Origin of the sequence: Streptococcus pseudopneumoniae (assembly GCF_001073085.1) — a bacterium.
GTDB classification, from domain to species: domain Bacteria; phylum Bacillota; class Bacilli; order Lactobacillales; family Streptococcaceae; genus Streptococcus; species Streptococcus pseudopneumoniae_M.
In genome coordinates, this window is record NZ_JVFV01000033.1 from 1 (window position 1) to 11588 (window position 11588).

The 11588-nt window shown below is 37.0% G+C and carries 10 protein-coding genes, 1 tRNA gene and 1 pseudogene; 3 read left to right on the forward strand and 9 right to left on the reverse strand.

All coding sequences use genetic code 11. The annotated features are described in order from the left end of the window. From ADH90_RS07020 to ADH90_RS07030, 3 genes and pseudogenes are all read left to right on the forward strand, one after another. Positions 1-270 (forward strand): annotated as a pseudogene (locus ADH90_RS07020) (TetR family transcriptional regulator); the annotation flags it as partial. After that, positions 267-947 (forward strand): ABC transporter ATP-binding protein, encoded by a 681-nt coding sequence (locus ADH90_RS07025; protein WP_049530093.1) that lies wholly within the window; start codon positions 267-269, stop codon positions 945-947. The pseudogene ADH90_RS07020 and the gene ADH90_RS07025, both read left to right, overlap by 4 nt. Before the next feature lie 3 nt (positions 948-950). Continuing rightward, positions 951-2096: an FtsX-like permease family protein gene (locus tag ADH90_RS07030; RefSeq protein WP_049530603.1), complete on the forward strand. Its 1146-nt coding sequence runs from the start codon at positions 951-953 to the stop codon at positions 2094-2096. Positions 2097-2496: 400 nt separating this feature from the next. Here the strand turns inward: ADH90_RS07030 and ADH90_RS07035 are convergent, their stop codons facing one another. The 9 genes from ADH90_RS07035 to ADH90_RS07080 form a co-directional block, all read right to left on the reverse strand. Continuing rightward, positions 2497-3093 carry a response regulator transcription factor gene (locus tag ADH90_RS07035; RefSeq protein ID WP_000698197.1) on the reverse strand — a complete coding sequence of 199 codons (597 nt, stop codon included), beginning with the start codon at positions 3091-3093 and terminating at the stop codon, positions 2497-2499. Further along, positions 3074-4015 carry an ATP-binding protein gene (locus ADH90_RS11625; RefSeq protein WP_239681998.1) on the reverse strand — a complete coding sequence of 314 codons (942 nt, stop codon included), beginning with the start codon at positions 4013-4015 and terminating at the stop codon, positions 3074-3076. Before ADH90_RS11625 ends, ADH90_RS07035 begins: the two co-directional genes overlap by 20 nt. 713 nt (positions 4016-4728) lie before the next feature. Next, on the reverse strand, positions 4729-6744 hold the full coding sequence (locus tag ADH90_RS07045; protein WP_049530605.1) for an FtsX-like permease family protein: 2016 nt from the start codon (positions 6742-6744) through the stop codon (positions 4729-4731). A gap of 12 nt (positions 6745-6756) precedes the next feature. Then, positions 6757-7491, reverse strand: coding sequence for an ABC transporter ATP-binding protein (locus ADH90_RS07050; protein ID WP_049530702.1), 735 nt, complete (start codon positions 7489-7491; stop codon positions 6757-6759). 865 nt (positions 7492-8356) lie between these two features. After that, positions 8357-8590, reverse strand: a complete 234-nt coding sequence (locus tag ADH90_RS11635) for a DUF5966 family protein (RefSeq protein WP_414717260.1) — start codon at positions 8588-8590, stop codon at positions 8357-8359. Between the two features lie 771 nt (positions 8591-9361). Further along, positions 9362-9434: transfer RNA gene (locus ADH90_RS07065), tRNA-Thr, on the reverse strand. Between the two features lie 47 nt (positions 9435-9481). After that, the gene (locus tag ADH90_RS07070) at positions 9482-9943 is read right to left on the reverse strand and encodes a GNAT family N-acetyltransferase (protein WP_000960221.1); all 462 of its coding nucleotides are present in this window, start codon (positions 9941-9943) and stop codon (positions 9482-9484) included. A 38-nt stretch (positions 9944-9981) separates the two neighbouring features. After that, entirely contained in the window at positions 9982-10767 is a 786-nt protein-coding gene (locus ADH90_RS07075) for an ABC transporter permease (protein ID WP_049530606.1), read from the reverse strand. Position 10768: 1 nt separating this feature from the next. Beyond that, positions 10769-11587 carry an ABC transporter permease gene (locus ADH90_RS07080; RefSeq protein WP_049530608.1) on the reverse strand — a complete coding sequence of 273 codons (819 nt, stop codon included), beginning with the start codon at positions 11585-11587 and terminating at the stop codon, positions 10769-10771. Position 11588: the final 1 nt, after the last annotated feature.

Sequence of the window (11588 nt, forward strand, 5' to 3'; positions counted from 1 at the left end):
CAAAATCCTAGCAAAGATCCGATTCGTCGCTTTCAAGATTTTCTTCCCATGAAGGATCATAGTTACCAATTGGTTCTGGATTCGATTGTCGCAGACTATCCTTTGACTGTAGAGGAGGCTAGTCGCTTGTACCAGCATCTATTTATCTACTCACACGGGATGGCCTCTATGGTTGCTTCTGGTATTTATCAATTCAGCATGGAAGAAGTAATTGGATTACTGACAGAGGTTTGTCAATCGCTCATCAAAGAAATGGTAGGAAAGAAATGATTCAACTAGAAAATGTTCACAAAAGTTACGGCCAGACTAAGGTCTTAAAAGGGATTGATTTGCAGATTCAAGACCAGGATGATGTAGTTATCCTAGGTCCTTCTGGATCAGGCAAGTCAACTCTCTTAAACGTATTGTCAGGATTAGAGAAGGTAGACGAGGGGCATATCCTCATTCAAGCACAAGATTTATCACAACTCACGGATGCTCAATTGACAGCCTTTAGACGTGAGAAGATTGCCTTTATTTTCCAGCAGTATTATCTATTGCCGAATATAACGGTCAGACAGAATGTAAAGATGGGAGCTGACCTGGCAGACAATCATGATTTTTTGCAGATTATCGAGGATTTGGGACTTGGCGATAAGCTGGACAAGTATCCGAGTGAATTGTCAGGTGGGGAACAACAGAGAGTCTCCATTGCTCGGGCCTTGGCCAAAAAGCCAGAGATTCTTTTCTTAGATGAGCCGACGGGAGCCCTGGATGAAGAAACGGGGCGCAAGATTCTCGACTATATCTGGAAGTTAAAGAAAAAGCTTGGTTTTACCCTCATCATGGTGACGCACAACCAAAATATTGCGGATATGGCCAGAACCATCATTCGTGTCAATAGCGGCAATATCACCGAAGTTGTGACCAATGATCAGCCTCAGACTGCCTATGAGATTGGATGGTAAGCCATGTTTTCAGTAAAAGATATTCGAAAATTAGTTGTCGTCAGTATTATTGGGGCCTGTGCCGTATTTGTGGCCAATCTCTTCTTGAATTTTTACCTGGATATCGAGCAGTTGGAGATTTCTAAAACCAATCCGATGATTCAGACCTACTATGATGCCCAGGTTTCGCTTTCCTGGATGGTGGCCATGGTCAGTGGGGTTGTCTTGTCCTTAACATCGATCCTTCTCATGTGTTTTTATATCAAACAATTTGTCGATGACCACAAGGAACAATTAGGAATTTTAAAGGCCTTGGGTTATAGCAATGGCCAGTTGGCTAAACGATTTTGGGCTTTTGGACTAAGTTTTGGAGTTGGAGCGCTTCTTGGCTATTTAGCTTCCTTTCTCATGATGGGACATTTTTATGACTTTCGCAATGAGAGGGGGATTTTGCCAGAAATTACCATTCATTTTCACTGGCAGCTCTTGGTCGCTTTAGTGATACTGCCAACGACTTTCTTTATGGTTCTTGCAATTGGCTATGCTAGAAGACAACTACAAACTCCGGCCCTTCGCCTATTGAAAAAATCCCCAACACCGATTAAGGTCAAAAGGAAAAAAAGTGCTCCTAAGAAAGAAAAATCCTTCCTAAAAGAGCTGTCTTCGTCGCTGATTTGGGGGAGAAAATCGATCCTGTTTTTTGTGGTCTTTGGCTCCATGTGTTTCGCGGCCATGGTTCAATTGTCCTTTGGCCTAAGGGACTACACAGATGACATCATCCAAACCATGATGATCATGATTGGCTTGATCCTTTCTTTCTCTATTCTCTTTTTGTCATTGGGGATTGTCGTCTCAGAAAGTCGCGAAACCTTGGCTCTTATGAAGGCTTTTGGCTACACAGATCGTGAATGCCAAGGTCATATCCTATCTCCCTATCGTTTCTGGGCCTATCTAGGATTTGTTCTTGGGACGGCTTATCAGTACAGTATCATGGAAATCTTGATCGGTGTGATCAAAGATACGGTTCCTGAAAAGATTGAGCATCACTTTGATGGGAATGTTTGCTTCTGGACTTTGATCGGTTTTGCTGTGGTTTATGAAAGCCTCTTTTATCTATCCAACAGAAAACTCAAAAAACAAACGATTAAAGAAGTTCTCTTAGCTGAATAAATAGAGAAGGTTGGATTATCCAGCCTTTTTCTTTATGTGACTTTCATTCCGTCTCGCTCCGTTAGGGGCGAGATAAAAAATACTAAATTATTTTTAAAAATGAACTTGTGATAATTGCCTTCAATTAAACATTTTGAATTTTCTTTGTCTTTCTTTACATTTCTAAAATGCCGAAAAAAGTATCACAGAAGTAAAAATGCCATCCGAAGGTGGCCAATATAACTTACAAAATTAGTAATCCGTCTGATAAAGTTTTTTATACAAACCATTTTTCAGATACCATAAACATAATGATTTTCTCCTTAATTACTAATAGATTATCAAATATACCGTTTATTAGAATGAGTAATATGTGAAATTTTTGTAAATAAATTAAAAAAGCTACATCTTCTGCAGCTTTCTAATCTGGTGGAAAATAACCCAACTGCTCAGCGATATGAATCGCCTCCTGCCTGTTAGTCACTCCCAATTTTGAAAAGATATTGGCCAAGTGATTGGAAACTGTACGTTTACTCACATAGACCTTGTCACAGACATCATCAATGGTCAAGCCATTTCTAACCAGTTCTAGTATCTCGATTTCTCGTGGTGTTAGCACCTCTACCATCACTTCATCTGAAAAAACCTTACCACCTATATAAATCTTTTCCAGTTTTTTCACCAACTCATCTGGGTCCATACTTTTGTCCAGAAAGCCATAAGCCCCCATAACTTTAGCTCGGTGTTCATACATTTTTTTACTGTAACCTGTCAAAATCACAACCTTACTAGAACAACCATTGTCGATAATCTCTTGTGCCAAGGTCAGCCCATCATCTTGATACAGACTCGTCAGGTTGATGTCAATCAAAATAATGTCGTAGTCATTAAAAGCAATCTCCGAAATAGTCGAAAAATTATCCACTAACTGGACCTTTTTAATGTTTTCCGATAACTCTAAAATCATCTTGATACTTTGGCTAAATAATTTATGATCATCAATTAACAAAATTTTCATAACACAACTCCTTATCAATCGGGAGAGTAATTTCTACACGAAATTTCTTATTATTTTCAAAAATCTGCATTTGACCACCTAAAACACTAATTTTATTAGACATATTTTTCAAGCCATAACCTAAGGATTTTTCTGTTTGAAGGCAGTCATTTTCAGAAATGATAAAAACAGCGTCATCATGCACATCAATCTTCAAAGAAATCCTTCCACCACTAGCGTACTTAACGGCATTGGTCGCCAACTCCTCAACCAGACGATAGGCAATTTTATCGTAAGGAGATAAAAGCCTAAAGTGGGCAGGAAACTGTGTGACGACTTCATTTTCTGCGTGATAGCGTTTGACAATCCGATTAATCAGCCCTTGATACTGGATGTCTAACTGCTCGTCTGTTTCTACCATTGGCTGATAATAATCCATCCGCTCACGAATCCGCTGAACTAACTCCTCTGTTACCAGATTGATCTGTTCACCAAAAGCTTGATTGCTACTATATTTATTGAAATTTTTTATTGCCATCACATTTTGCAGGATTTCATTGTGAAGAAATTCGGAGAACTGTTGTTCTGTATCTTCATTTGCTAGCAGATTTTTCACCATACGGTTACGCTTTAAAAAGAGAACTTTTACATAATCCCTAGAATCTAGCATTTCAGCAGAACGAAAGAGGCGAATCAATTCTTCCGAACAAATCCCGAACAATAGTAACACGATATTCAAGACCAAAAAGCTCGTGTTTAAGTCTAGACGAAAGATGATGAAAATACCTACTAACAAAAACATAACCAGTAAAAACAAGTGTGAAAAAGCTTTTATATAGGACAATTTCAACTCTGATACCTTTTTTTGAAGAGAGCTGACAATCGTTTTGAAGTGTAAAAAAGCTAAGATACCAAGAATTTCTAGATACCAGACTAGATTCATCACTCCTGAGCCCGTCGTATTGATATACAAAAAGAAATAAGAAAGAGGCAATATCAAAGCTAATATCCACAAATTTCGTCTCTGATACTTGAGTTTACTTTTCAACTCTTTATGATATAAAATCAGTAAAATCAAGGGAACAAGGTTTAAAAAGAAAGACGCAAACAAGGACAGAAATAGAAAAATTGAAGGACTTAACAGATACGAACTAATGGTGATTAGTGTCAACACAAAGGACACACTCAACAGTTCTTCTCCTATTTTCTCTCCCAGAAAGATAATAGACAGAGAACTATACACCAATAAAAAAGAGTTGAGCGGATGAAGAATATCAAAAAAGTGCAACAGGGTGCTCGCAACTCCTTGATTATATATGGATTGCCAGCTAATGAGAAACATCATCAGGAGCAACCAAAGTTTCAACTCACTATACCGAAAGGTCACAATATTACAAATATAGCTAAATACAATTAAAGCAATAATCAGCAATAAAACCATCTGCAAGGAAAAATCTGTCGAAAAGTCCAGAGGGATCCTATGATAAATATAAATCATTAAAGCTAGATGATTCAAAATCGTCAACCACCACAATAAAAGTGAGTTTTTCGAGAACAATTTGACAAACTGTTTCATATGTATCTACTTCCTGAACTACTTTAATATTATTATAACACAATACCAGAATTGCAGGATAGGCAACTCTGGTATTTGACTTAATTTTCAATAATTTGCCAACTTACTCTGTAAGTCACTAGCAAGTAAAGGACAAAGAGTAAAACCGCTACTCCCAGATAGGTGATATCAATAGAAATGCTGGTATTAGCGAAATTCTCAAAATAGCCCAAAAGAGCGGTACTCAAGGCAAATGCTAGCGGACCCGCGATGACCAGCGGAACCAAGAAATAACTTAGAATCTGTTGCAAAAGAATAGAGCGATTTTGCTTCCTCTTATTCCCAAGAAGATATAAGATTTGATAATCATTGACACTATCCAAAGCACTTGTAGAAGTTTGAAGGGACAAGATACTGAGGGAAATAATGATAAAAATAACACTGACAAAAATCATGACAAAGACAATGACGCCCATAAATCCAAGATAAATCTCAAAAATTCTTCCTTTGGTTTGATAGGTGAACGGATTCAACTCTGCTCCATCACGAGTGAAGTAGTATTTTTCTATCCACTGACTTAAGAATGTTTCTACTTTCCGTTTGTCGATATTTTCTTTGAAATTGGCAACATAGGTCGTGTGGTCTTCCGTCAATCCAACTACTACCCTATCTGGTACAATTAAGGTTCCTGTGTCATTTGTACCCACTGACGATAAAAAGTAAACTGTTTCAAGTGGCTTTGAAGACGCAAGATTAAGAGAATAACCGTTAATCATGAGGTTTTTTGTCGTTAATAGAAAGTCCTGAATCTGCTTGGCAGTTCCTTTATAGTTAGCATTGACCAGAAATTGGTTATCTGCCAAGTCAACCGCTTTTTCCCCTTGCAGTTTGCGGAGATGATTGTAGGCAGAAATTCCTAAAATCGGTACTTTTGATTCAGGAAGTTCCTTATCATGCGCCCAGAGATTGCTAGTATCAATCAAATCTTTATAGATTAAATCACTAGAATAGATAGGATAGCTGTACTCCTCTTTGATGAGGTTAAAGTCAAATCCATCTGCTTTTAATCTGTCTTTGACAGATTCCTGAGAAAACTGGAACTCCTGACCACGATAGAGATTGACAGTTACATCATAAGGTGAGTATTTGTTCAGCTCTCGGTTCATAGTCGTATAGGCACTACCACTAAAAACTAGTAAGCTGAGAGCCAGTGTCAAGGTCAAGGATAAGACAGCCAACGTGACCGAATTACTATCAGCTTGTTTTGAAAATTGACGGATTTTAAAAGTGTTTAATTTGTTATAGTAGGTTTGAGGCAGTTTTCTAAGGGAAACCAAGATAAAATGGCTCAAGGTATTGTAAAATAAAATCACAAAAATCACGAAGACAGATACCAGCAAGATACCCCAGCTTTTCAAGAATGATAGATGGTGATAGTCTGAAAAATAGAGAGCACCAAAACCGATAACAGCTGTCGAAAGAATAAAGAGAAGTGCTTGAAGAACTGGCTTGCCTTTTGCCAAGACAGATTTCTTGATCCCATTTTCTTGAATGAGTGCAATGATATTTTGCTTTCTAAAGGTAAGAATGTCCATGACACCAACAATAAAACTGGTTACCAAATAGGAATAAACTAGTAAGATGACAGACTTGCTATCAAAAAAAAGCAGACTACCAAAGTAATTGGCCATAAAAAACTCAGATGCAACCTTAGATAGAATGACCAGTAAAATCAAGCCAAGCAAGAAACCTAGAATCAAGGAAAAGATATTGACCAGCATGGTTTCAAAGAACAGGGTACGGATAATCTGCTTCTTCTTCATTCCCAGCGTTGCATAAAGTCCCAGCTCTTTCTTACGCCGTCCCAGGACAAAGTTTGTGGAATAAACGACGAGAAAGGCAATCGCCGATAGAATCAGATAGGAAAGCAAGCCCATGTACTGACTCATCACCGTCGTTAACATTTCCTTTGCCCCTGATAAACTTTGCATCACTGGATGGCTTGGTAAAGCATTAAAAGCATAGAGCAAGCTATAAATCAAGGTTAGACTGAAAAAGTAGATGGTGTAAGTCTGTAAATTTCGAAATACATTTCGTAAAATTAATTTTGGATACATACTCTCTTCCTCCTATCTGGTACGGCTGTAAATCTCTTGCAAATACTGTTCATTAGATAAGCTGTTACGTTCCAAATCATCCATAATCTTTCCATCGCTAAGTAGCACCATCCGTGAAGAGTACTTGGCTGCGGCAGGGTCATGCGTAACCAGTAAAATGGTAATACCAAAACTTTTATTGATTTCCTGCAAAAGTGCCATCAGTTTTTCAGAATTGGCAGAGTCCAAGGCTCCTGTCGGCTCATCTGCGATAATCAGTTTAGAATCATCAATCAAGGCTCTAGCAGTTGCCACACGTTGTCGCTGGCCACCTGATAACTGATTAGGAAACTTATCTTTTAAGTTTTGAATGGCCAACTTATCCAAAATTTCCTCAATCTTATCCTGATTTTTTTTGATATTTTTCCCCTGAATTTGAAGAGGTAGAATGATATTTTCATAGACCGTCAAGGTTTCCACCAAGTTGTAGGCTTGAAAAATATAGGAAATGTTTTTAGCACGATAGTCAGCTAGTTCATTTTCCTTGGCATGGATGATGTCAAAATCTTCAAATCGAATCTCACCTGATGTTGGTTTATCAATCGTTGAAATACAGTTGAGGAGTGTTGTTTTTCCACTACCACTGGCACCCATAATTGCCAGAAATTCACCTTTTTCAACGGACAAGTTCACATCTAATAAAGCATGAACGATATTATCCCCTTGACCAAATGTTTTCGTTAATCCTGTCACAATAAGCTGTTTCATCATTTCATTCCTCCGTTTCTTTATTACTCTCTCATTATACGGTTTCTTTCAAGGTTTTCCATGAGTATTTTGTGCAATATATTCAAGTTATAAAAAACCGATACCTTTTTCAGGTATCGGTCGATGTTGATTATTTGCGATCGTTTCTTTTTTTCATAAAGTAAACAATCCCTATGACAATAACTCCTAAGACCAGTACAGGTGCATAGAATTCTAGTGTTCCAATAATTCCTTCCATTTTATTCTCCTATCAAAAAATAGAGGTAGTTTTATCCACAGCGCACGTTTGGCGAAGTACATTCAGAAGAATATGTAAACCACCAACCACAGCGACCTTGTACTGTTAATCTAACAGTCGTACCTCACCCAGCAGTATATTTAATATTTAACTCTTGGCTATTAATTTCATAATCCAAAGAATCAATCTCAAAATGGTCTTGTTTCATTTGTATTTCTCCTCGTAAATATAACACCAAATCAAAGCGTTGTCAAAGTTTTGTAATAAAATACTAGAATTTTCCTTTTGTTTTATCTAACAACGAACATTATTTGTCGTACACTCATAGGAACAGGTGAAACACAATCCACAGCGACCTGCTAGTGTCATTTTAAAAGCTATGCACCACTAGCTCCTGATTCCCCGGAAAGTTCTTGGTTTTCAACCTCGAAACTTAGAGAATCAATCTCTGGACGACTTGTATTTTTAGCCATAAGGTTGCCTCCTTCCTTCTTTTAGATGATCATCTTTACAGTAACTAGTATAAACTCTAGTATTGGCTAAGTAATGAGTAAATCGTGCAAGTTTCTTATTTTCGAGAAAAATTTTTATAGTGCCCAATTAAAAAGTAGCTGAACAATCTCTTGCTCAGATACTTTTTAATCTTCTTGTCCAACTAATGATTTTCAAAACACCACATAAAAGTAAGGATAGATTAAATACCGCATAAAATCCTGTAAAACTGATCAGACCATTCTGTGCCAAATCTTCCGTGTAAAGTTCAGTCTCTGTAAAGAAAAGATAAAGTCCATACATACCTATAAAAACAATGGCACAGTTTAGCTCTATCAAGAATAGTCCACTTACTAGGACTAAGAACATGTTTTTATTGATGATTTAGAAAATTTACTTACTAGGCAAGGATATTGTTTTAAAAAGAATTATTTGCTCTTTCTAAGAGGTATTTATCTTATAAAAACTAATTAAATAGAGTTAGGTAAAAAAGAATGTTCTAAAGCTATGAGAATATTTAAGAAATATAATGACAGTATTACAATAAATAAATTAAACCAGAGATTTAAGCCAGATCTAACAATATAATTGTTAAATAATATCGTTTAAAGATGTAATTCTAAAAAATTAGAAAAATAATTTATCTATAAGATTTGGTTCTGCATTACACTGAACTAAATCTTTTTATTTTTAATATATTTGTTATTACATAGACTCTTGTTGATTATTTCTTGTTTTAATTCAGTGGAATAGTATCGATTCTTCACATTTTTAAAACTCTATATTAAATAACGATCAATTAATTTTGTCGTGTACTTTAGTCTAGAAAAATCAACACAAAATTTTTTGAAACTTGTTTGAATCTTTATACTTGCTTTCTGAGTTCATAGATCTGAACCTTAAACTCATTTGTCAATTCCATAATAAAAATAAGGACATTCCAATAAAGGAAGTCCTTTTTTAACACTACTATAAATCAAAGACATTTTCATGATCCATTTTATTCTCTAGCCATTGACAAAATATAATTTTTGGTCAAAAATTCAAAATATACTAACCTATTTTAAAAAACTAAATTGTGATGATTGCCTATAAACAAACAAAATGAATTTTCTTTGTCTTTCTTTACTTTTCTTAAAATGCCGATTGCAGGGTTCGAACCTGTGACCTTCGCGTTACGAGTGCGGTGCTCTACCAACTGAGCTAAATCGGCGAATCCACTTATAGTATAGCACTATAAGGAAGGATGTCAAGGGATTCTTAATCTATCTTTTTAATCAAAATCTGACAAGGATTTTGGGGTCCCCACAGTTGTGGAAAAATCTCTAGTTTTTTAAAGCCAAGTCTGCGATAAAAGACATTTGTTCGATCATAATCTTTATTAGAGCCTTCTGCTACTGTTTTCACTTGTAAATAATCAACGTTTTTGCGTGCTTCACTTTCTAAAGTAGCAAGTAACTGACTACCAATTCCTCTACCTTGATAAGCTTTTTTTACACCGAGACAATCAATCTCTGCACAATCTTCACTAGAATAGGATAAGCTTACAAAGCCAAGCAAATCACTCTCCTGAAAGGCGGCCCACACTTGCAAGTCCTTGGCACCTTCGATATAGGCTTGCGTACTTTCTGGAATTCCAAACCATTCTGGCAAATCCTTTAAAACCTCAGCGACAACTGCCATTTTTTGCTCTTCATCCTTAACTTCTTTAATAACAAGCATCATAAGTTCCTTTCTTGATTTTAGTCTTACTTTAGCTCTTACGAACCTGCACTTTCGTAAGCGTCTAATCCCCTATCCCAGAGTTTCAGAGAGAGGCAAAAGAAGATAAGAGAAATCAGAATCAAACCACCAATATTAAAGAGTCCATCCTTGCCCTGCAAGAAATAGCTGGCAGGATAGTAGGCCGTAAAGGCAAAAGGTACAATAAAGCTAATTAACCAACGAAGGAGCGAATTGTAAATGGAAATCGGGTACTTGGCAAAATCATTAAACATATAGAAAATGTAAATCATGGCACCTGACTGCTTGGTCCAAAAAGCGATGCTGGCTGTTGCAATTTTCAAGGAAGTATAAATCAAGGTTGCAAAAGGAATACAGACTAGGAAAAACAGGAATTTGGGAAGAGTCCAAGCAATGCTAGTCGCCGTTGTCGCTAGTAAAATTCCACCGACCAAAAGTTCACCCAAGGCATCAATCTGAAAGGTCTCAACGAGGATATGAAAGAGAGGATTGATAGGACGAGTCAGATACTTGTCAAACTCTCCCTTTCGTACCAAGCGCTGCCCCAGTGCCCAGAGATTATCAAAAAAGAGATGATCCAATCCCTTGGGAATCAAGGAAAATCCATAAATAAAGGCAATCTCTTGAAAGGTCCAACCTTCTAGCGAGGGGATGTGTTGAAAGAGTACATTAAGAAACAAGAGGTTCAGGCCTTGAGTCAGAAAGACTCCCAACACACCAACCACAAAATCTACCTTGTATTCCATGATTTGCTTGATGTACTGTCTGATAAAAATCAGATGCATGCGTTGATATTTTTTCATACTAACCTCCCTGAATGGTGATAAATGACTGAACTCGTTTCCAAATCAACTGAGACAAGCCCACCATCACTATAAGCCAGAAAAGCTGAAGCAAAAGTGCTTGAAGAATCTGACTGGTATCGTATTTCCCAACAATGATCATGACCGGAGTGTAAATTAAGGATGAAAATGGCAAGAAGGAGAGAATATCTGAAACCACCTTTGGAAAAAAAGCCAAAGGAATCAGACTTCCAGACATAAAGGATACTAGTGAAGCCTTAAATACTTGAGAACCCCATAAATTTTTAAACACAAATGCTGAAAAACCAAAACAGATATTAAAGAAAAAGTTAATCAGATAAGCCAGAGTTAAGCTAAAGAGATAAAGAATCGTTAATCCCAGTACTTCTACAATACCTTGCCCAGATAAGATTTTCATCAAAACAATGACACTTAAAAATGGCAGTCCAACAGAGATAAAAATCAACCACTTGGAACCAAGCTCGGTGAAAAGATAAGAGGCCGCAAAATGTACTGGTCTTAATAAGCGCATGATAATAGAGCCATCTTTTACCTCATCACCGATCATAAAGGAGCTATCTGACTCAGTTAATAAATTAGTCACAAAACTCATGATGATATAGAGGGTGATATCCGCCATACTGAAGCCCTGAATCAAAGGCTCTTGCGAGGAATCAAAGACAGCCTTCCAGAGATAAAAGGCCACAAAAGCCCCCATGACATCGCCAATCCGATAAAGAAGAAAATTCACTCGATAGGTAATCAACTCCTGAATCCCTGCATTGATAAAGGGTTTATAACGTCTCCACAATTTGACCATC

Coding starts and splice junctions, on each gene's coding strand:
- ADH90_RS07025 (WP_049530093.1), top strand. CDS start 267: ATGATTCAACTAGAAAATGTTCACAAAAGTTACGGCCAGACTAAGGTC.
- ADH90_RS07035 (WP_000698197.1), bottom strand. CDS start 3,093: ATGAAAATTTTGTTAATTGATGATCATAAATTATTTAGCCAAAGTATC.
- ADH90_RS07070 (WP_000960221.1), bottom strand. CDS start 9,943: ATGCTTGTTATTAAAGAAGTTAAGGATGAAGAGCAAAAAATGGCAGTT.
- ADH90_RS07080 (WP_049530608.1), bottom strand. CDS start 11,587: ATGGTCAAATTGTGGAGACGTTATAAACCCTTTATCAATGCAGGGATT.
- ADH90_RS07075 (WP_049530606.1), bottom strand. CDS start 10,767: ATGAAAAAATATCAACGCATGCATCTGATTTTTATCAGACAGTACATC.
- ADH90_RS07045 (WP_049530605.1), bottom strand. CDS start 6,744: ATGTATCCAAAATTAATTTTACGAAATGTATTTCGAAATTTACAGACT.
- ADH90_RS07050 (WP_049530702.1), bottom strand. CDS start 7,491: ATGAAACAGCTTATTGTGACAGGATTAACGAAAACATTTGGTCAAGGG.
- ADH90_RS07030 (WP_049530603.1), top strand. CDS start 951: ATGTTTTCAGTAAAAGATATTCGAAAATTAGTTGTCGTCAGTATTATT.
- ADH90_RS11635 (WP_414717260.1), bottom strand. CDS start 8,590: ATGTTCTTAGTCCTAGTAAGTGGACTATTCTTGATAGAGCTAAACTGT.
- ADH90_RS11625 (WP_239681998.1), bottom strand. CDS start 4,015: ATGAATCTAGTCTGGTATCTAGAAATTCTTGGTATCTTAGCTTTTTTA.